This window comes from Rhodosalinus halophilus (genome assembly GCF_003298775.1).
GTDB classification, from domain to species: domain Bacteria; phylum Pseudomonadota; class Alphaproteobacteria; order Rhodobacterales; family Rhodobacteraceae; genus Rhodosalinus; species Rhodosalinus halophilus.
In genome coordinates this window covers 1-20,502 of sequence record NZ_QNTQ01000009.1, presented here as the reverse complement: position 1 = coordinate 20,502, position 20,502 = coordinate 1, and the positions used below count along the sequence as shown (strand labels likewise).

The 20,502-nt window shown below is 69.5% G+C and carries 18 protein-coding genes; 14 read left to right on the top strand and 4 right to left on the bottom strand.

Annotated features, from left to right (window positions below):
• The first annotated feature begins 11 nt into the window (after positions 1 to 11).
• Positions 12 to 707 carry a cysteine hydrolase family protein gene (locus DRV85_RS11090; protein ID WP_158540146.1) on the top strand — a complete coding sequence of 232 codons (696 nt, stop codon included), beginning with the start codon at positions 12 to 14 and terminating at the stop codon, positions 705 to 707.
• Here DRV85_RS11090 and DRV85_RS11085 read toward each other — a convergent pair.
• Positions 704 to 1,009, bottom strand: coding sequence for an HNH endonuclease family protein (locus tag DRV85_RS11085; protein WP_113289535.1), 306 nt, complete (start codon positions 1,007 to 1,009; stop codon positions 704 to 706). The two genes, DRV85_RS11090 and DRV85_RS11085, sit on opposite strands and share 4 nt — an antisense overlap.
• A gap of 41 nt (positions 1,010 to 1,050) precedes the next feature.
• On the opposite strand from DRV85_RS11085, the gene DRV85_RS11080 reads away from it, so the two are divergent.
• Both DRV85_RS11080 and DRV85_RS11075 read left to right on the top strand, forming a co-directional pair.
• On the top strand, positions 1,051 to 2,253 hold the full coding sequence (locus tag DRV85_RS11080) for a TIGR03862 family flavoprotein (RefSeq protein WP_113289534.1): 1,203 nt from the start codon (positions 1,051 to 1,053) through the stop codon (positions 2,251 to 2,253).
• Positions 2,254 to 2,272: 19 nt separating this feature from the next.
• Positions 2,273 to 2,728 carry a GAF domain-containing protein gene (locus tag DRV85_RS11075; RefSeq protein WP_113289533.1) on the top strand — a complete coding sequence of 152 codons (456 nt, stop codon included), beginning with the start codon at positions 2,273 to 2,275 and terminating at the stop codon, positions 2,726 to 2,728.
• A 78-nt stretch (positions 2,729 to 2,806) separates the two neighbouring features.
• On the opposite strand, the gene DRV85_RS11070 is transcribed toward DRV85_RS11075, so the two are convergent.
• Both DRV85_RS11070 and DRV85_RS11065 read right to left on the bottom strand, forming a co-directional pair.
• The gene (locus DRV85_RS11070; protein ID WP_113289561.1) at positions 2,807 to 3,559 is read right to left on the bottom strand and encodes a phosphate ABC transporter ATP-binding protein; all 753 of its coding nucleotides are present in this window, start codon (positions 3,557 to 3,559) and stop codon (positions 2,807 to 2,809) included.
• Positions 3,560 to 3,774: 215 nt separating this feature from the next.
• On the bottom strand, positions 3,775 to 4,593 hold the full coding sequence (locus DRV85_RS11065; protein ID WP_113289532.1) for a sulfotransferase family protein: 819 nt from the start codon (positions 4,591 to 4,593) through the stop codon (positions 3,775 to 3,777).
• Between the two features lie 170 nt (positions 4,594 to 4,763).
• On the opposite strand from DRV85_RS11065, the gene DRV85_RS11060 reads away from it, so the two are divergent.
• Both DRV85_RS11060 and DRV85_RS11055 read left to right on the top strand, forming a co-directional pair.
• Positions 4,764 to 6,341 carry a DUF5928 domain-containing protein gene (locus DRV85_RS11060; RefSeq protein ID WP_113289531.1) on the top strand — a complete coding sequence of 526 codons (1,578 nt, stop codon included), beginning with the start codon at positions 4,764 to 4,766 and terminating at the stop codon, positions 6,339 to 6,341.
• An 11-nt stretch (positions 6,342 to 6,352) separates the two neighbouring features.
• Positions 6,353 to 6,736: a histidine triad nucleotide-binding protein gene (locus DRV85_RS11055; protein ID WP_113289530.1), complete on the top strand. Its 384-nt coding sequence runs from the start codon at positions 6,353 to 6,355 to the stop codon at positions 6,734 to 6,736.
• A 425-nt stretch (positions 6,737 to 7,161) separates the two neighbouring features.
• On the opposite strand, the gene DRV85_RS11050 is transcribed toward DRV85_RS11055, so the two are convergent.
• The gene (locus DRV85_RS11050; protein WP_113289529.1) at positions 7,162 to 8,784 is read right to left on the bottom strand and encodes an ABC transporter substrate-binding protein; all 1,623 of its coding nucleotides are present in this window, start codon (positions 8,782 to 8,784) and stop codon (positions 7,162 to 7,164) included.
• A gap of 181 nt (positions 8,785 to 8,965) precedes the next feature.
• Between DRV85_RS11050 and DRV85_RS11045 the strand changes: the two genes are divergently transcribed.
• From DRV85_RS11045 to msrQ, 9 genes are all read left to right on the top strand, one after another.
• Positions 8,966 to 11,374, top strand: coding sequence for a GcvT family protein (locus tag DRV85_RS11045; protein ID WP_113289528.1), 2,409 nt, complete (start codon positions 8,966 to 8,968; stop codon positions 11,372 to 11,374).
• A complete protein-coding gene (locus DRV85_RS11040) occupies positions 11,371 to 12,924 on the top strand; it encodes a trimethylamine methyltransferase family protein (RefSeq protein ID WP_113289527.1) in 1,554 nt (517 codons plus the stop codon). The genes DRV85_RS11045 and DRV85_RS11040 overlap by 4 nt, the downstream gene beginning before the upstream one ends.
• 1 nt (position 12,925) lies before the next feature.
• Positions 12,926 to 13,594: a TetR/AcrR family transcriptional regulator gene (locus DRV85_RS11035; RefSeq protein WP_113289526.1), complete on the top strand. Its 669-nt coding sequence runs from the start codon at positions 12,926 to 12,928 to the stop codon at positions 13,592 to 13,594.
• Entirely contained in the window at positions 13,594 to 14,844 is a 1,251-nt protein-coding gene (locus DRV85_RS11030) for a sarcosine oxidase subunit beta family protein (protein ID WP_199525902.1), read from the top strand. Before DRV85_RS11035 ends, DRV85_RS11030 begins: the two co-directional genes overlap by 1 nt.
• Before the next feature lie 12 nt (positions 14,845 to 14,856).
• Positions 14,857 to 15,123: a sarcosine oxidase subunit delta gene (locus DRV85_RS11025; RefSeq protein WP_113289525.1), complete on the top strand. Its 267-nt coding sequence runs from the start codon at positions 14,857 to 14,859 to the stop codon at positions 15,121 to 15,123.
• Positions 15,124 to 15,148: 25 nt separating this feature from the next.
• Complete coding sequence (locus tag DRV85_RS11020; protein WP_113289524.1) at positions 15,149 to 17,989, top strand: 2Fe-2S iron-sulfur cluster-binding protein; 2,841 nt, start codon at positions 15,149 to 15,151, stop codon at positions 17,987 to 17,989.
• The gene (locus DRV85_RS11015) at positions 17,982 to 18,506 is read left to right on the top strand and encodes a hypothetical protein (protein WP_147238830.1); all 525 of its coding nucleotides are present in this window, start codon (positions 17,982 to 17,984) and stop codon (positions 18,504 to 18,506) included. The genes DRV85_RS11020 and DRV85_RS11015 overlap by 8 nt, the downstream gene beginning before the upstream one ends.
• Before the next feature lie 228 nt (positions 18,507 to 18,734).
• Positions 18,735 to 19,637: a protein-methionine-sulfoxide reductase catalytic subunit MsrP gene (gene msrP / locus DRV85_RS11010; protein ID WP_113289522.1), complete on the top strand. Its 903-nt coding sequence runs from the start codon at positions 18,735 to 18,737 to the stop codon at positions 19,635 to 19,637.
• Entirely contained in the window at positions 19,637 to 20,239 is a 603-nt protein-coding gene (msrQ, locus tag DRV85_RS11005) for a protein-methionine-sulfoxide reductase heme-binding subunit MsrQ (RefSeq protein ID WP_113289521.1), read from the top strand. The genes msrP and msrQ overlap by 1 nt, the downstream gene beginning before the upstream one ends.
• Positions 20,240 to 20,502 lie beyond the last annotated feature (263 nt).

Sequence of the window (20,502 nt, the reverse complement as noted above, 5' to 3'; positions counted from 1 at the left end):
GAGGGGCGCTCATGCATCCGACGCAACTGCCGCAATGGGCGATCGACCGGGTGATCGCCCGCCACGGTCGCCGCTTCATCTTCGATCGGATCGAGCCCGCGCGCACCGCGCTGGTCGTCATCGACATGCAGCAGTTCTTCACCCAGTCCGACTCCGCTCTCGCCATGCCCGAGGCGCGCGAGATCATCCCGACCATCAACCGCGCGGCGGAAGGTCTGCGCGCCGCGGGCGGCACGGTGGCCTGGGTCGTCACGCATCTCTCGGAAGGCGCGCGCGAATGGCGGACGCTGACCTCGGTCGCCCATCCGGGCGAGAGGGCGGACGTGGTGCGCGCCGGACTTTCCGCCGCGAGCCCCATGGGCGAGCTCGACCCGGCCCTCGACCGGCGCGCGGGCGATCTCTTCGCCGTCAAGGATCGGTTCTCCGCCTTCCTGCCCGGGGCTTCGCCGCTGCCGGAGATGCTGCGCGCGCGGGGCATCGACACCGTCCTGATCGCGGGCACGCTCACCAACGTCTGCTGCGAGAGCTCGGCGCGCGACGCGATGATGGCAAACTACGGCGTGGTCATGCTCTCCGATGCCAATGCGACGCGCACGGACGCGGAGCATCTCGCCGCGCTGGCGGGTTTTCTCGCCACCTTCGGAGACGTCCAGACGGTGGACGAGGCGTTGTCGCATCTGGCCGTGCCGGCCGGCGCCGGGCGCTAGCGCTTTCGCCGCGGGCCGGGAGAGCGGGAATGGAAGCCGGGCGGCCGCTTCGCCACCCATGCGGCGAATTTCGCCAGCCGCGGATGGGTGCGCAGCGCCTCGGGCGTGGCGTAGTCGCGCGCGAGTTCGGCCTCGGTCAGCGTCGCGTGGACCTCGTTGTGGCAGATCTGGTGCATCAGCACCGTAGGCCCGCCCTTGCCGCCCTTCAGCTTGGGTATCAGGTGATGCAGGCTCTGCGGGACGCCCGGCGGGATCGGGCGGCCGCAGAGCGGACAGATCGGATCGGGCGCGTCCTCGGACATCGGGCGGCAGCATGACGCGAAACAGCGGGGAAACAAGGGCAATGGAGCGGCCCGAGGCGCTGGTCATCGGCGCGGGCCCCGCGGGGCTGATGGCCGCCGAAGAGATGGCGCGCGCCGGTCTGCAGGTTTGCGTGGCCGAGGCGAAGCCCAGTTTGGCGCGCAAGCTGCTGATGGCGGGCAAGTCCGGGCTGAACCTGACCACGCAGGAGGACGCCGAGGCCTTTCTCGCGGCCTACGGCGCGGCCGAGTCGCGACTTCGCCCGATACTCGCGGATTTCGGACCCGAGCAGGTGCGGCGCTGGGCGGAAGGACTGGATCAGCCGCTTTTCACCGGATCGTCGGGGCGGGTCTTTCCTATCGCGATGAAGGCCTCGCCGCTCCTGCGGGCCTGGCTCGCTCGGCTGGCGGGGCTGGGTGTCGAGATGCGCCCGCGCTGGCGCTGGCAGGGCTGGTCGGGGGCCGCGCTCGCCTTCGCGACGCCGGAAGGGGAGCGGTGCATTGCGCCCGGCGTCGTGGTGCTGGCGCTGGGTGGGGCGAGCTGGGCCCGGCTGGGATCCGACGGAGCCTGGGCCGATCTGCTTGCGGCGAAGGGTGTTCCGCTCGCCCCCTTCGCACCGTCGAATGCCGCGCTCTCGGTGGATTGGTCGGCGCATATGGCGCGCCACTTCGGCCAGCCCGTGAAGCCTCTCGCGCTGACGGCCGGTGGGCAGCGTGTGCGCGGCGAGCTCGTGGTCTCCGCGAAGGGTCTCGAGGGCGGGGGGCTCTACCCGCTCACGCCCGCGTTGCGCAAAGATGCGACGCTCACGCTGGATCTCGCGCCGGATCTCGCCGAGGCGGCAGTGGCCGAGCGGCTGGCGCAACCGCGCGGCAAGCGCTCGCAGGCGAACCATTTGCGGCGCACCCTGCGCCTCGACCCGGTGCGGCTCGCGGTGCTCAACGAGTTCGCGCGCCCGCTGCCGCCGGCGCCTCAGACGCTGGCGGCGCGCATCAAGGCGCTGCCGGTCGCCCACGCCGGGCTGCGCCCGCTTGACGAGGCGATATCGACCGCCGGCGGAGTGCGCTGGGACGGTCTGACCGATGAGCTGGAGCTGAGGGCGTTGCCCGGCGTCTTCGCCGCGGGAGAAATGCTGGACTGGGAGGCGCCCACCGGCGGCTATCTGCTGACCGCCTGCCTGGCGACAGGGCGCTTCGCCGGGCGCGCGGCCGCGGCGCGCTTGCGTTCCGGCCCGGCCGGAGGCACCTGAACCGGGAAAGGAAAACGTCATGCCCACCGACTACGCAGCGTTGCACCGCCGCATCGCGGCACTGACCGAAGGCGAGACCGACGTGATTGCGCTGATGGCGACCGTGGCCTGCGAGCTTCACCATGCCGACGCGCGGTTCGACTGGACCGGGTTCTATCGCGTGACCGCGCCCGAGCTGCTCAAGATCGGCCCTTATCAGGGCGGGCACGGTTGCCTGACGATCCCCTTCGCGCGCGGGGTCTGCGGCGCGGCGGCGCGCACGGGCGAGGTGCAGATCGTGGATGATGTGGAGGCGTTTCCCGGCCACATCGCCTGCTCCGCCTCGACCCGGTCCGAGATCGTGCTGCCGGTGCGCGACGGGGCCGGGCGGCTGATCGGCGTGCTCGACATCGACAGCGACCGGCCCGCCGCCTTCGGCCCCGACGATGCGGCGGCGCTGGACGCGATCCTTGGCGACGTCTTCGGACGGCTCTGAGGCGCTCGTCCCTCCCGCCGGTCGGTCCTCGCGCGCGCGGGCGAGGAGGGACCGCAAGGGACCGACGAGCGCCCCGGCTCAGCCGAACTTGCCGCGGATGAAGGCGCGTGCCTCCGGATCCCGGGCTGCGTTGAAGATCAGCTCCGTCGGTCCGACTTCGCGCAGCTCGCCCAGGTGGAAATAGGCCACCCGGTCGGCCACCCGCCGCGCCTGCATCATCGAGTGCGTGACCAGCACGATCGACAGGCGGTGCTTGAGCTCCATCGCCAGTTCCTCGACCGCCGCCGTGGCGATGGGGTCGATGGAGCCGGTGGGCTCGTCCATCAGCAGCACGTCCGGCTCGGTCGAGAGCGCGCGGGCGATGCACAGCCTCTGCTGCTGGCCGCCGGAAAGGTCGGTACCTTCCAGATCGTGCAGATGGTCCTTGACCTCGTCCCACAGATGCGCCCGGCGCAGGCAGTCCTCGACGTGATCGGCCAGTTCCTCGCGCGTGCGTTTCAGCCCGTGGATGCGGGGGCCGTAGGCCACGTTCTCCCAGATCGAGAGGGGAAAGGGGTTGGGCTTCTGCGCGACCCAGCCGAACTGGCGGCGATGCATGGGCGGATCGACGTGCCGCGCATAGACGTCCTCGCCGTGCATGAGCACGCGGCCCTCGATCCGCACCCCGTGATCGTTGTCGTGCATCCGGTTGAGCACCTTGAGCGCGGTGGACTTGCCGCAGCCCGAGGGGCCGATGAAGGCGAGGATCTCCCGCGGGTAGAGATCGAAGGTCACGTCCCGCAGGGCATGCGTGCCGTCGCCGTACCAAAGGTTGAGTTCCTCGACCGTCATCACCGGCGCGGCATTGTCGCCGCCCGGTCCGGGCCCGTCTGCGGGCGCGGCGCCGCCGTGTGCGGCGGGATCGCGGGTGTCGAACATGATGAACCTCCATTCGCGCTGTCACGCGAAAGGATGGCGCCGGTCCCCGGCGGGAAGCTTGATCTGCATCATGCCGCGCAAGATTTCACGAAAGCTTCACAAAACCGTCGCGCCGGTCGCGCCCCGGCTCAGTCGCCCAGCTTGGCGTGCACTTCGTCCAGGTCGATTTCGCCAGTGGGCATCCGGTTGGCCGGGTTCTCGAAGTCGTACCGGAACAGCTCGAAGTCGCGCTTGTAGATCTCGTAGACGAGATGCATCGACAGGTCGTCGAAATAGTCCTCGACAGGATGCGCCCGCTTCGGACCGTGCCCGGCACTTTCGTTGAAGCGCGGGATCTGCGCCAGATCGATCCGATGGCGCGTCTCGATCGAGTCGAGCACCCTCTGCATGCCCTCGTCGAATTTCTCGGTCCAGAAGATGTGGTCGTAGCGGCCGCCGTTGACGATGAAGGTCGAGACATGGCCCGCGACCGAGGACCAGTGGATGTCCGCCTCCATCGGCCGCTTCCAGCGGATCGTGTCGCGCGCGAAGAGCAGGAAGCGGCGGAAACTTCGGATCTGGTCGAACTCTTCCTTGCCCTCGGGCCCGCCGACCTCGATGCCGTATTTCTGGATCAGCAGCGGCACGAGGTTACCGCGGTAGCGCTTGCCGTTGCGCTGTATGCCGCAGATCTTGTCGAAGAAGCTCGACAGGATGCGCGAATACGGGTTGCGCACCGCGGTGAAGGCGAAGGCGCTGTGCGTCTTGACGTTCGCGGTGATGAGCGGCTTGCTCTCGTCGCGCGCCCATTTGTGCAGGCCCTCGCTGGCGTCGTGGATGTCGCCGTCGAAAAAGCGGCCGTGATCGGAGTAGTAGAGGATCTGCCCGATGGTCGAGCAGGCGCATTTGGGCACGACGCGATAGACCGTGCTCTCGCTCTCGGTCATCCAGGTGCCCGGAAAGCCCATGTCGCTGCCCTGCCTGTGGCTGCCGGCCCTCGTGCGGTTGCGCGGGCCGGTTCTGCTTGGTCAACATATAGTCAGAGGGTAAAGACCAAGAAAAGGCCGATTTTAAGGCGGCCGTGACGTCCCACGGGGCAGAATCGTCGGCGAGGACCGGAGAGCAGACCGCACAGCGCATGGCCAGGATCGCCTTCATACTTCTCTGCCACAAGGATCCCGAGGCGGTGATCAAGCAGGCGCAGCGCCTGACGACGGCCGGCGACTACATGGCGATCCATCTCGACGCCCGCGCCGATCCGGCGCATTACAGGCGGATCCGCTCCGAGCTCGACCCCAATCCCAACGTGACCTTTGTCCGCCGACGCGTGAAATGCGGATGGGGGGAATGGTCGCTCGTCTCGGCCACGCTGGAGGCGGTGCGCGCGGCCGTCGCGGCCTTTCCCGAGGCCACGCATTTCTACCTGCTCTCGGGCGACTGCATGGCGATCAAGTCGGCCGAATACGCACATGCCTTCCTCGACGCGCAGGATCGCGATTACATCGAGAGCTTCGATTTCTTCGCCTCGGACTGGATCAAGACGGGGCTGAGGGAAGAGCGGCTGATCTACCGGCACTTCTTCAACGAACGGCGGCGAAAGGCGTGGTTCTACGCGTCGCTCGAGTGGCAGAAGCGACTGGGGCTCGAGCGCGAGATCCCGCGCGACCTCCAGGTGATGATCGGCAGCCAGTGGTGGTGTCTGCGCCGCCGCACCATCGAGATGATCCTCGATTTCATCGCGGAGCGGCCCGATGTGGTGCGATTCTTCCGCACGACCTGGATCCCCGACGAGACGTTCTTCCAGACGCTCGTGCGCCATCTGGTCCCCGAGACCGAGATCGAGAACCGGACGCTGACCTTCCTGCTGTTCTCGGACTACGGGATGCCGGTCGTCTTCTACAACGACCACTACGACCTGCTGCTCAGCCAGGACGCGCTCTTCGCCCGCAAGGTCAGCCCCGAGGCGCAGGATCTCAAGCGCCGGCTGGGCCTGCTCTATGCCTCGCAGGGCACGCAGTTCCAGATATCGAACGAAGGGGCGAGCCTCTATCACTTCCTGACGGAGCGGGGCCGGATCGGTCGCCGCTTCGCGCCGCGCTTCTGGGAGACGGAAAGCTCGCTCGGACGCGAGCGCGAACTGCTGATCGTCGTCTGCAAGAAGTGGCATGTGGCGAAGCGGCTGCTGGAGCGCATCCGTCAGATGACGAACATTCCCTGCGTCGAGTATCTCTTCAACGAGAAAGCGACGGAGCTGCCCGACCTGGGCGGCATCGAGGCCACCATGGGCAAGCGCCACCGCCACCGTCGCGCGCTCTTGCGCATGCTTTTCGAGCATTTCGGGGCCGACCGGATGGTGATCTGCCTCGATCCCGCCAACCTCGACCTTCTGCAGGACTTCTGCGGCGACCGCTCCGTCACGCGGCTTTTGGAGATCGAGTGCCAGTTCACCGACGAATACCTGATCGGCCACGCGATGCGGGTGGGCCTCGCCGGGGCGCGGACGCCGCCGGAGACGCTCGCGCGCCTGCTGCCGACGATCCGTAACGAGATGGCGCTGGAGAGCGACCGCATCCGCGACGCAGGCTTCGCCAACCACCTGCGCCTGCGCGAGATCGACTCGCCCGAGGCCAACGCTGCGCCGCTCGCCGAATTCCTTGGCCTCGGCCCGGACAAGGCGCTAGAGATCGCGCAGACCGACCATCTCTTCGCCGATTGAGGGAGCGCCGGATGGGCTACAGCTACGACGATCAAAATGTCTTCGCCAGGATTTTGCGGGGCGAGATCCCCAACAAGACCGTGATGGAGACAGAGCACAGCCTCGCCTTCGAGGACATCAATCCGCAGGCGCCGGTGCATGTGCTGGTGATTCCCAAGGGCGCCTACGTCAACTACGACCATTTCGCCACCGAAGCCTCCGACGCGGAGATCGTCGATTTCACCCGCACGGTGGGCGAGGTCTGCCGCAAGCTGGGGGTGGCGCCGGGCGCCGAGGGGGCGGGCTACCGGCTGCTGGCGAACGCCGGGGCCGACGCCAACCAGGAGGTGCCCCATCTGCATGTCCACATCTTCGCCGGTGGGCGGCTCGGGCCGATGATCATGCGGCGGGGCTGACCCGCCGCGCCCTCCTCCGGCGGAACACTGTCGAGCGAAAGAATATCCGCGCGGGCAGGGGACGGCGCGGAGCGGTTCAAGTGTGTCCTCGCGCTCCGTTGGTTGCGGGTGCAGGAGTGCCGGAAGCCAATGCCTGCATGCCGGGCGATGGGCGGCCATTGCGCATCACAGCCTAAATGGGGCGGTGCCGGGCTAAGGTAGCCCCTGCCGGGAGACGGCGTTGGCTGTCGGTATCTCTTGCCGCGGGCCGCAAGGCCCCCGGCGCCGGCTGATCGACAGAACCGGCATCAAGGCCGGGCGGGAAAGGGAGCGTGTCGCGCCGAAGCGCCAACTGGCGGCGGAGCCGGACAACGGGCCATTACCCGACCTCCGCCGCCGCCTTGCTGGCGCTGCCGGTGCTGGTGGATGCTCGGCCGGCGCGACGCTCACCCCTTCAGGTGTATGTCGTGCAGGTCGAGTTGATAGAAGGGGTGAATCTCGACATTCGCGAACTTGCCGTTCGAGTGGTTGAATACCGACCGCCAGTAGGCTTGGATCATCACCCCCTCGTCCTGAAGGATTTCTTGGAGCCTGGCCATGATCTCGCGGCGCCGGTCCGCGTCGGCGATGGCCATCGCCTCGTCGAGCAGGCTGTCGAACTCCGCGTTGGCGAAGGCCGTCTCGTTCCACGGAACGCCGGACTTGTAGGCCAGCGCCAGCACCTGGACACCCAGCGGGCGCGGCCCCCACTCGGTGGCCGAGAAGGGATACTTCGTCCAGTCGTTCCAGAAGGTCGCGCCCGGAAGGATGGTGCGCTTGACGTCTACCCCCGCGTCGCGCAGTTGCGCCGCCACCGCGTCACAGGTGTTCTTCTGCCACTCGGTGTCGAGCGAGATGAGTTCGAACTCGGTGTCCGCGTGGCCCGCGGCCTCGAGCATCTCGGCGGTGCGCGCCGGCTCGTGCGGGGGCGACGGCAACTCGGCGTATTCCGGGTGGATCGGGCAGACATGGTGGTTCTCGCCCACGAGGCCCAGGCCGCCGATCGCCAGTTCGAGCACGTTGTCGTTGCTCACCGCCATCTGAAAGGCCCGGCGCACCTCCCGATTGTCGTAGGGCGCGGCCGCCTGGTGGAAGCGCACGACGAGGGTGTTCGCCGTGACGACCTCGGACGACTGCCAGCCGATCGCGTCGAGCGCATCGACGAAATCGCCGTCCGTGCGGTAGGTCAGATCGATCTCGCCGCCGTCCGCCGCCGCGAGGACGGCGGCCTGATCGGTGCCAAGGTCGATGAACTCGATCCGGTCGAGCCAGCCGCCCTCGCGCCAATAGTCGTGGTCGGGATTGCGCACCAGAACCTGACGGACGCCCACCTCGTTGACCTCTGGCAGATAGGCGCCGGTGCCGATCGGATTCTCGCTGGGGTCGCCGCCGGTGTAGCTTCGATGCATGACGGCGGCCGGGTAGTCCGACAGTGCCGCCATCAGCGCGATGTCGGAATTGGACAGGCGCAGCCGCAGGGTGTGGTCGTCGAGGATCTCGACGGCACCGTCGCGGAGTTGCTTCGTCTCGGGATCCTGCAGCGCGGCCACGCGGGTCGCCATTGAGTTGCCGTCGAGCGTGCCGTCCGCCCAGAGCGCGAAGTTGTGTGCCACATCCTCGGCGGTGAAGGCATCGCCGTTGTTCCAGGTGACGCCGCGGCGCAGGTTCAGGACGTATTCGGTGGCGTCGTCGTTGGCCTCCCAGCTTTCGCAAAGCACGCCGGTCACCGTGCCGTCGCGGTTGAAGTTGGTGAGATAGTCGAGCCAGCCGCGACAAAAGTTGGCGTATTCCGTCCAGTCCCAGGTCCGCGGATCCTTGAGCGCCTTGGTCTCCATGTTCAGGCGTAGGGTGCCGCCGCGCACCGGCTGGGCGCGGGCCGGCGTGGGCATCGTCAGGCCGATCATGGAATAGGCGGCGCCGGCCGAAACCCCCAGCATGGTCGCGCGCGACAGGAACTCGCGCCGGCCGATCAGCCCGGCCCTGTATTCGCGCGCGAAGAGCTTCGCGCCCGGATGAAGTCGTCTGGTCATGGTGGTCCTCCCCGTGTGCCGCCCGGTCCTTCCGGACGTGTATTGGACATTATTGCCCAATGATTCCCGATGCCGTCTGTTGCGTCAATCCCGTCACGGTCGTCGCTCTGGACAGAAATGTTCAATACTCCTACGCTGCGGCGCACGGGGGGCGAACCGGCGGATTTGAGGGAGGAACAGCATGAAATCGCATTACCGCGTCGTGGTTATCGGGGGCGGGGTCGTCGGCGCCTCGGTGCTCTACCACCTCGCCAAGTTCGGCTGGACGGACGTCTGCCTCATCGAGCGCAGCGTGCTGACGGCCGGGTCGAGCTGGCACGCGGCGGGCGGTTTCCATGCGCTCAACGCCGATCCGAACATCGCCGCGCTGCAGGCCTATACCATCGATCTGCTCTCCGAGATCGAGGCCGAGTCCGGCCAGTCGGTCGGCATGCACATGACCGGCGGCATGACGCTGGCAGGGACGCCGGACCGGTGGGAGTGGCTGCAGTCGGCCTATCGCGTGTTCCAGTCCATCGGGATCGAGGATGTCCATCTCATCACGCCGGAGGAGGCGGGCGCGCTGTGCCCGGTGATGTCCACGCACGGCATCCTCGGCGGCATGTGGGCCGAGCGCGAGGGCTACGTCGATACCACCGGGACGGTGCATGCCTATGCCGGTGCGGCGAAGAAGCGTGGCGCCGAAGTGATCGAGCACAACCGCGTGCTGGAGCTCAACCAGACGCCGGACGGCTGGGAGGTGGTCACCGAGAAGGGCACGATCCGGGCCGAACACGTGGTCAACGCCGCCGGGCTCTGGGCCAAGCAGGTGGGCCGCATGGCCGGGATCGAGCTGCCCGTCTCGCCGCTGGCGCACCATTACCTGCTCACCGAGACGATTCCGGAGATCGCCGCGCTCGACAAGGAGCTGCCGCTCGTCGTGGACCTCGAGGGCTTCACCTACATGCGGCAGGACCAGAAGGGCATGCTGCTGGGCATCTACGAGATCGACCACAAGCACTGGATGATGGACGGCGCACCCTGGAGCTACGGGGTCGAGCTGTTGCAGGAAGAACCCGACCGCATCGAGAACGAACTGACGCTAGGCTTCGAACGCTATCCGGTCCTGCAGACCGCGGGCGTGCGCAACTGGGTCAACGGGGCCTTTACCTTCTCGCCCGACGGCAATCCGCTGGTCGGGCCGGTGCGCGGCAAGCCCGGTTACTGGTGCGCCTGCGCTGTGATGGCGGGCTTCCTGCAGGGCGGCGGCGTGGGCAAGAGCCTCGCCGAATGGATGATCCACGGCGAGCCGGAGGCCGACGTCTTCGGCATGGATGTCGCGCGTTACGGCGACTATGCCGCCAACAAACGTTACATCCGCGAGACGACGGGGCAATTCTACACCCGCCGCTTCGTGATGACCTATCCGAACGAACAGCTCCCCGCCGGGCGCCCGCTGAAGATGGCGCCGGCGCATGACGCAATGACCGCCGCGGGCGCGCGATGGGGCGCGAGCTACGGGCTGGAACTGCCGCTCTATTTCGCGCCGTCACCCGGATTCGAGGAGAAGCCGACGCTCAAGCGGTCCAACGCCTTCCCGATCGTGGGCGAGGAGTGCCGCGCGGTGCGCGAGGCGGCGGGGCTTCTGGACATCACCGGGTTCTCGCGCTTCGAGATCACGGGCCCCGGCGCGGAAGCCTGGCTCGACCGCTTGCTCGCGTCGCGGCTTCCGGCGCCGGGGCGCGCAAGACTCGCGCCGATGCTGGCGCCCGATGGCCGGCTCAAGGGGGATCTGACCGTATTCAACTGGGGCGACGGCACCTGGTGGATCATGGGCAGCTACTACCTGCGCGAATGGCACATGCGCTGGTTTCACGACCACCTGGAGGATGGGGTCACCGTGCGCGACCTGTCGGACCGGATCGTCGGCTTCTCCGTTTCGGGGCCGCGCGCGCGCGACATCGTGCAGCGCACCACCGACGGGGACGTGGCCGCGCTGCCCTTCATGGGCTGCGGAACCTTCGACATCGGGCTCACGCGGGCGAAGGTGGGGCGGCTCTCGGTCGCGGGCGAACTGGGCTACGAGATGCATGTCAGCGCAGCGGAGCATGTCGCGCTGCGCCGCACGCTTCTGGAGGCGGGCGCCGAGCTGGGCCTGCGCGAGGTGGGCTTCAACGCGATGCTCTCGCTGCGGCTCGAGAAGAGTTTCGGCATATGGTCGGCGGAATTCACGCAAGGCTATACGCCGGCGATGACCGGGCTCGACCGATGGATCGACTGGGACAAGGGCGACTTTATCGGCCGCGCGGCGGCGCTGTGCGAGCGCGAAGCCGGCGGGCCCGCGCAGGTGATCGCAACGATCGAGGTGGACGCGGAGGATGCCGACGCCAGCGGGTTCGAGCCCGTGTGGCACGACGGGCGCCGGGTGGGGTTCGTCACCTCCGGCGGTTATGGCCATACCGTCGGCAAGTCGCTGGCGATGGCGATGCTCGATCGCGGACTTGCGGTGCCGGGCACGGAGCTGACGACGCATGTCGTTGGGGCGGAGCGTGCCGCGCGCGTCATCCCGCCCTCTCCCTACGACCCCGAAGGAAAGGCCATGCGCGCATGACGAAGGCAGAGCGCAGCAAGCGCCCGCGGCGGCGCCGGGGCGCCGCGCAGGACACGGGCGCGGACCCCGCCGCGCGGCGGCCCGATTACACGCGTCTGCGCAACCCCTTTCCGCCAATGCCCGCGTTTTCCGACGACCGCATCGCCGCGATGCACGAGGCCGCCCTGCGGGTGCTCGAGGAACAGGGGGTGCGCATCCTGCTGCCCGAGGCCCGCGCGCTCTTCCGCACGGCTGGTGCCCGTGTCGACGACGACTCGCAGATGGTCTTCATCGGGCGCGAGATCGTGGCCGAAGCGCTGGCGACAGCGCCCGCATCCATTCCGCTCCGCGCGGGTGCGCGCCACCGTGACCTGGTGATGGAGCCGGGCGCGATGATCTTCCAGCCCGGCGCCGGCGCGCCGCACGCCACCGACCTCGAGCGCGGCCGCCGCCCGGCCACCGCCGCCGACTTTCGCGAACTCGTCCAGCTGACGCAGGCCTTCGACGTACTGCACATCCTGCCGCCGCTGGTCGAACCGCAGGATGTGCCGGTCCACCTGCGCCACTACTTCACGATGGAGGCGCAACTCACGCTGTCGGACAAGCTGCCCTTCGTCTTTTCCCGCGGCCGCGGGCAGGTGCTCGACAGCTTCGAGATGCTGGCGGGCTTCCGCGGCCTGTCGGACGAGGCGTTCCGCGCCGAAAGCCACTGCTTCACCATCATCAACACCAACTCGCCCCGCCAGATCGACGTGCCGATGGCACAGGGGTTGATCGACTTCGCCCGCGCGGGGCAGGTGGCGATCGTGACGCCGTTCACTCTCATGGGTGCAATGGCGCCGATCACCGTGGCCGGCGCAGTCACCCTCTCGCACGCCGAGGCGCTGGCGGCCATCGCGCTCAGCCAGCTCGCCAATCCCGGCGCGCCGGTGGCCTACGGCACCTTCACCTCGAACGTCGATATGAAATCCGGCGCTCCGGCCTTCGGGACGCCGGAGCACTTCAAGGCCTCGCTCGCCGCGGGGCAGATGGCCCGCCTGATCGGACTGCCCTGGCGCTGCGCGAGCGGGTCGGCCGCGAACGTCAACGACGCGCAGGCCGCGCACGAGACACAGTTCGCGCTGTGGGGTTGCCTTCTGGCGGGCGCCACGGTCAGTCTGCATGTCGCAGGCTGGCTGGAGGGTGGACTGACCGTGTCTTACGAAAAGCTGATCACTGATCTGGAGCCGCTTCAGATGGTGGCCGAGCTTTGCGCAGCGACTCCCGCGGACGAGGCCGAGATCGCGCTCGACGCGCTGGCCGAGATCGGACCCGGTGGCCATTTCTTCGGCGCGTCGCACACGATGGAGCGCTATCGAACCGCCTTCTACCAGCCGCTCGTCGCCGACTGGTCGAACTTCGGCACCTGGCAGGAGCGGGGGGCGCAGGGCGCGAGCGAACGCGCCACCACCATCTGGAAGCGCGTGCTCGAGGAGGATGCGCGCCCGACGATCGATCCTGACCGCGCCGAGGGGCTTGCGGCATTCATCGCGCGCCGCAGCGAAGAGGGCGGCGCCCAGCCGCTGAACTGACATGGCCGAACGCGCGACACCGCTGCTGCACCGCGACGACCCCGAGAAGGCGCCGCTCGTCGGTCACGTCAAGGTCACGCGCGAGGACTGGCTGAACGTGGCGCGCGACATCCTTGTGAGCGACGGGGTGTCAGAGGTCAAGGTGCTGGCCATCGGCGCGCGGCTCGAGGTCTCGCGCTCGAGCTTCTACTGGTATTTCAAGAGCCGCAAGGATCTGCTGAATGCTCTGCTCGATGACTGGGAGGCCCGGAACACGGCGGTGATCCTGCGCCACTGCGCGATGCCGGCCGACTCGATCACCCAGGCGGTCTGCAACTTCTTCCGCTGCTTCGTGGACGAGCGGCTCTTCGATCAGGGGCTCGACTTCGCGGTGCGGGAGTGGGCGCGCCGCGACGGCGCGGTGCGCAAGCGCATCGATCTCGCGGACCAGAAGCGCCTGGGCGCGGTGACGGCGATGTTCGAGCGGCACGGCTATACCCCCTACGACGCGGATGCGCGGGCGCGCATCCTTTACTTCATGCAGTTGGGCTACCACGCGCTCGACCAGACCGAACCGATGGAGGAGCGGCTCAAGCGGCTGGAGGGCTACCTCGAGGGCTTCACCGGCGTCCGGCCGGCACCCGAGGAATGCGCTGCCTTCCGCGCGCATGTCGCGGGCCGGGAGGGCTGATGCACGACTATTCCGCCTTCGCGCTCCTGCGCCGCGGGCTGACCGGGCACCGCGGCTGGCGGCCGGCCTGGCGCAAGGCGCGGCCGAAGCCCGCCTATGACGCGGTGATCGTGGGCGGCGGCGGGCACGGTCTGGCGACCGCCTATTACCTTGCGCGGCGCCACGGCATGCGGCGCATCGCGGTGCTGGAGAAGGGCTGGCTCGGCGGCGGCAACACGGGGCGCAACACCACCGCCGTGCGCTCGAACTACTTCTATCCCGAAAGCGTCGCGCTCTACGACCTCGCGCTGCGACTCTACGAGGGCCTGTCGCGCGAGCTCAACTACAACGTCATGCTCAGCCAGAGGGGGATGCTGATCGCCGCGCACACGCCCGCGCAGATGGAGATCTGCGCGCGCATCGCCAACGCGATGCGGCTCAACAGCGTCGATGGCGAGCTGATGTCGGGCGAGGCCGCGGTCCGCCGCATCCCGCTGCTCAACCAGGAGGCGGGCGCGCGCTATCGCTGCCTCGGCGGCATCTGGCAGGGGCGTGCGGGCGTGGCGCGCCACGACGCCGTGGCCTGGGGCTATGCGCGCGCGGCCTCCGATCTCGGCGTCGATATCGTCGAGGGCTGCACCGTCACCGACCTCTTGACCGAAGGCGGGCGGGTGACCGGCGTGGAGACCGACATGGGCACCATCCGCGCCGAGCGCGTGGGCCTCGCCGCCGCGGGGGCGACGCCCGCGCTCGCGGCCAAGGCGGGCGTGCGGCTGCCGATCCACACCTACGCGCTGCAGGCCTTCGTCTCGGAGCCGGTGAAGCCCTGCCTCGACACGGTGCTACTTTACCTCGGAACGGGCACCTACCTGTCGCAGTCGGACAAGGGCGAACTGGTGATCGGGGGCGGTCTCGACCGGGTGCCGACGCATGGCCAGCGCGGCAACCTGCCGGCGCAGGAGACGGTGCTCTCGGGCCTTCTCGAGATGTTCCCGCCCTTCGGTCAGCTCCGGCTGCTCCGGCAGTGGGCCGGCGTGGTGGACGTGGTGCCCGACAGCTCGCCGGTGATCGGGCCGGCCGGGCCGGAGGGCCTTTACCTCAACTGCGGCTGGGGCACCGGCGGGTTCAAGGCGATCCCGGCTGGCGGCTGGCTGCTGGCGCATCTGATGGCCACCGGCACGCATCACGAGATCAGCCGTCCCTTCGACTTGGGCCGCTTCGCCGAGGGGCGGCTGATCGACGAAGCCGCCGGCGCCGGCATCGCGCACTGAGGAGGCCAGCCGATGCAGATCTTCACCTGCCCCTTCTGCGGCCCGCGCGAGGAGACGGAATTCCACTTCGGCGCCGAGGCCGGCAAGGCGCGCCCCGAGCCCGCGCCGGAGATCTCCGACGCCGCCTGGGCCGACTATCTCTACATGAACGAGGCGCCGCGCGGACGGGCGCGTGAGATCTGGGTTCACCTGACCTGCGGCGAGTTCTTCGTGATGGAGCGCGACACGGTGACCCGCGAGGTGCTGACGGTCGCGGCGCTGCCCGGGAGAGAGGCATGAGGATGCGCGGCGGCAGGAGGCGCGGATGAGCGGCTGGCGGCTGCCCTCCGGCGGCGCGATCGACCGCGCCCGCCCCCTTGGGTTCACCTTCGACGGAAGGCAGTTCGAGGGCTTCGCGGGCGACACGCTGGCCTCGGCGCTGCTCGCCTCGGGCACGCGGATCCTCGGGCGCAGCTTCAAGTATCACCGGCCCCGCGGGCTGTGGGGCATGGGCGGCGAAGAGCCCAACGCCATCATCGACGTGACCGACGCGGGCGTCACCACGCCCAACCTGCGCGCGACGCTGGTGCCCCTTCGCGCAGGGCTCGAGGCGCGCTCGGTCAACGCATCGCCCACGGCCGAGCGTGACTGCTGGGCGGTGCTCGACCTGCTGCACCGCTTCCTGCCGGCGGGCTTCTACTACAAGACCTTCATGGCGCCCGACTGGATGCGGTGGGAGCCGTCGATCCGCCGGATGGCGGGACTGGGCCGGCTGGATCCGGGCAACCGGCCGCCGGCCGACGCGGTGCCGATGAACGCGCGCGCCGATCTGCTGGTCATCGGCGCCGGACCCGCGGGGCTCGCCGCGGCGCGCGCCGCGGCACGCAACGGGCGGGCGGTGTGGCTCGTGGAAGAAGCACCCGCGATCGGCGGCGCGCTGCGCTGGCGCGGCGGCGCGATCGAGGGTGCGGACTGGGAGGCCTTCGCGGCCGACACCGCGCAGACCGTCGAGGCGGCAGGCGGCCGGGTGATGACCGACACCACGCTCTGGGGCGCCTTCGACCACGGGCTCTACGCCGCGTGGGAGCGGCGCGCGGGCCGCGGCGACCGGCACTGGCGGATCCGCGCGGGCGAGGTCGTGCTCGCCGCAGGCGCGCTGGAACGGCCGCTGTGGTTTGCCAACAACGATCTGCCCGGGGTCATGTCCGCGGAAGCCGGGCTTCACTACCTGTCGCTCTACGGCGTGGCGGCCGGGCGGCGCGTGCTGGTCGCCTGTGCCAATGACGCACCTTACGCGGTCGCCGGGGCGCTGGCCGAGGCCGGCGCGCAGGTCACGCTGGCCGACGCGCGCGCGGACACCCCCGAGGCGCCGGAGGGCGTGCGCCTGCTGCGCGGCGCCCGGATCAGCCGGGCGCGCGGCACGCGCGAGGTGGGCGCGGCCGATGTCGACGGCGCGCATCTCGACGTGGACACGATCCTCTGCTCGGGCGGCTGGACGCCCACGGTGCATCTGTTCTGCCAGGCGGGCGGCAAGCTGGATCTGGATGCGCGCCGGGACGCGCTCGTTCCCAGGCCGGGAACCGCTCCGATGCAGGTCGCCGGGGCAGCGAATGGCGCCTTCGGCCTTCAGGCGGCGCTTGACGAAGGGCATCGCGCCGGTGGCGGCACGGGGCCTGCGCCCCGCGCGGCGGCGGCGGCCGACTGGGCCGTGATGCCCATGCGGCCCGATCCCGCGTCTGGCGGGCGGCAGTGGATCGACCTGCAGAACGACGTCACGTTCAAGGACGTGAAGCTCGCCGCGCAGGAGGGCTTCCGCTCGGTCGAGCACCTCAAGCGCTACACGACGCTGGGCATGGCCACGGATCAGGGCCGGACCGCCAACTTCGCGGGTCTCGCCGCACTGGCGGCCGTCACCGGCCGCAGCGTGGAAGAGACCGGGACCACGACCTATCGCCCGCCCTTCGCGCCGGTGCCCTTCCCGGTCATCGCGGGACCGCGGCGCGGAGAGCTTTTCAACCCGCCGCGTCGCCTGCCGCTCGAGCCCGCGCATCGCGACCTCGGCGCGCGCTGGCGCGACTACGGCGGCTGGCTGCGACCTGCCACCTACGGCGAGGGCGACGAGGCGGCGCTGGCGCAGGCCGAGGCGTTGGAGGCCCGGCAGGCGGCAGGGCTCTACGACGCATCGTCGCTGGGCAAGATCGAGGTGATCGGGCCGGGGGCGGCCGCGCTCGTCGATTTCTGCAACTACGTCCGGATGTCCACGCTTGAGCCGGGGCGCGCGCGCTACGGCTTCATGCTGTCGGAGAGCGGGGTCGTTCACGACGACGGCGTGGTGCTGCGGCTGGCCGAGGATCGCTTCCTCGTCTCGGCCTCCTCCTCGCACACCGCGAGCGTGCGCCTGATGCTGGAGGAGGCACGCCAGGACAGGTTCGACCCTCGCCAGGTCTTCGTGCACGATGTGACCGCGCATTGGACGACGCTCACCGTCACGGGGCCAGGGGCGCGCGAGCTGATCCTCGGGGCCGGCATCGCCGAAGAAGTCGCGGCGCTGCGCTTCATGCGCGTCGCCGAAACCGCGTGGCGCGGGGTGCCGCTGCGCGCCGCGCGCGTCAGCTTCACCGGCGATCTCAGCTATGAGCTTTCCGTCCCGGCGCGGCATGGGGGGATGCTGATGCAGGCGCTCGATGGCGCCCGCGCGGCGGTCGGCGCGTGCTGGATCGGACTCGAGGCGCTGATGATCCTGCGCGCCGAAAAGGGCTTCGTCCTCGTCGGCAAGGACACCGACGGCGTGACGATGCCGCAGGATCTGGGATGGACCGGCCCCCGCGAGAAGCGGACCGACGAGTATCTCGGCCGGCGCGCGCTCTTCACGCCCGAGGCGCGGCGCGCGGATCGCCGCCAGCTCGTCGGGCTCGAAGCGGAAGGCGAGGCGTTGCCGGTCGGCGCGCATGCCGTGCCGCTCGAGGGGCAGCGCCGCTCGCTGGGCTTCGTGACCTCGAGCCACATGAGCCCGGTGCTGGGCCGGCCCATAGCCCTGGCGCTGGTCGAGGCCGGGAACGACCGGCTGGGCCAGGAGGTGGGCATCTTCCACCTGGGCGAGACCCGGCGCGCGCGGATCGTTCCGGCCTGCAGCTACGATCCGGAGGGCACGCGGCGTGATGGCTGAGCGGGACGCGATGGACGAACGGGAGTGGACGAATCCGACCCCCGAGCCGGGCGACCGGATCGAGGCCGACGGGGTCACGGTCACCTGCGAGGCGTCGGGCGGCGCGGCGCTGGTCTCCGGCGACCTGCAGGCGGCGCTGGCCGAGCTCGCTCCCGGCGCGCCGCTGCTGGGTCTGGGGGCGGAGGAGCCCGACCCGCCCGCCGCACTGCGCCTCGCGCGCGACCGCGCGCTGGTGATCTCCGGCGCGCCGCTTGAGCTGCGCGCCGGCTGGCACGCCGGCTACGCGGTCAGCCCCGCGGACGACCTGCACGTAATCGTCCGCCTCGAAGGGCCGCGCGCCGAAGAGGTCTGCCGCTCGGGCATCGCCACGCCTCTCGACGGGGGCTCGCCCTGCGCGGCCGTCCTCCTCGCCGGGCGCCCTGTCATCGCCACACGGCACGCCGGCGCCATTCGCCTCAGGATCGAGCGCCCCGATGCGGCCTGGCTCTGGTCGCTGCTCGGGCAACTGACCCGCTGATTGAAGAGAACCGGTGCCGGTCTGCTCCAGGCTCCTTCGACGCGCTGCCGGCGGTCCCGTCTGGCTATCGACTTGCGATATAGAAGGACACGCCTCCGGCGGGGGTATTCATGGCAGGAGGAAGCGGGGGCGCGGCGCTCAGGGGCACGCAGTCGTGACGTGCCGTGCATTTGGCCCGTGTCCCGGTGGCGCTATGGTGTCAGTCGCCGGAAGAGGACGGAGGGCGGCATGGCCTATCGCTGGAAGACGGATCTGACCGAGCGGGATGTGACGCCCGAGGGCGCCTGGCTGACCCGGCGGGGGCTGATGGCCGGAATCGCGGGCGCCGGCATCGCCACGCTGGCCGGCAGGGGGCGCGCGGCCGAAGCGCTGGAGCCCAACACCTGGGAAGAGATCACCACCTACAACAACTTCTACGAGTTCGGCACCGACAAGACCGACCCCGCACGCCATGCCGGCGCGATGACGATCGCGCCGTGGTCGGTGCGGATCGACGGGTTGGTGGACCGGCCCGCGGATTATGCGCTGGAGGACATCCTGTCGCGCATGACCATCGAGGAGCGCATCTATCGCTTCCGCTGCGTCGAGGCCTGGTCGCGGGTCGTGCCGTGGAACGGGTTCGAGCTGGCCGACCTCTTGGAGATGGCGGGCGTGCAGAGCGGCGCGCGCTACGTCGCCTTCGAGACATATCTCAACCGGGACGAGATGCCGGGCGTGCGCTTCCCGGTGCTCGACTGGCCCTATGTCGAGGGGCTGCGGCTCGACGAGGCGATGCATCCGCTGACGATCATGGCGACGGGCATCTACGGCCGCGACCTGCCCAAGCAGAACGGCGCGCCGCTGCGGCTCGTGGTGCCGTGGAAATACGGCTTCAAGTCGATCAAGTCGGTGGTGCGCATCACGCTGACGGCAGAGCAGCCGCCCACCAGCTGGAACAAGGCCAATCCGCGCGAATACGGCTTCTATTCCAACGTGAACCCTGAAGTGGACCACCCGCGCTGGAGCCAGGCCACCGAGCGGCGGATCGGCGCGGGCCTCTTCGCGCGGCGCGAGCCCACGCAGATGTTCAACGGCTACGCCGAGGAGGTCGCGGGGCTCTACGAGGGCATGGATCTGACGAAGTTCTATTGATGCCGCTCGGCCCTGCGATCAATGGCGCCGCGCGCCGCGTCCCGGTCTGGGCCGTCTGGATCGCCGGGCTCGCGCCGGCCGCCTGGCTTTTCTGGCAGGCAGCGACCGGCGGGCTCGGGGTCGAGCCGGTCGAGGCGCTCGAGCACAGGCTGGGCGAGCTGGCGCTGCAACTGCTGATCGCCGGTCTCGCCGTCACGCCGCTGCGCCGGCATCTCGGCGTGAACCTTATGCGGTTCCGCCGCGCGCTGGGGCTTCTGGCGTTCACTTACGTCTGCCTGCATCTCGCTGTCTGGCTGCTGCTCGATGTCCAGACGCTCGCCCGCGTCTGGGAGGATGTCCTGAAGCGGCCCTACATCACGGTCGGCATGGCGGGCTTCCTGCTGCTGATTCCCCTCGCGGTCACCTCGAACGACTGGTCGGTGCGCCGACTCGGTTCGCGTTGGCGGCGCCTGCACCGGCTGAGCTATCTCGCGGCTGTCCTGGGCGGGCTGCATTTCCTGCTGCTCGCCAAGGGATTCCAGCTCGAGCCGCTGCTCTACGCGGGCGCGATTCTCGGGCTTCTTGCCCTTCGGCTGCGTCTTCCGCGCCGGCAGGCTGCCTGAGCACGACAAGTTGTTGCGGGCCACCTGCCGACCGCGAAAGGATCGTGCGCGGACGGTGACATGCGGCGCGGATCGGGGCGGCAGGACGAGAATTTCACGGTTCTGGCGAAATTTCCTCTTGAAGACCTCGCGGCGCGGGCGTAGATAGCCCCTCACCGACGGCGACGGGCTGTTGCCGGCGGGATCTCTTGAGGTGGTTCGGGCGGTGCGGCGCCGGTGATCTGGCGCACACGGTCTGTTTCGTCTCCGCGCTCTTTGACATT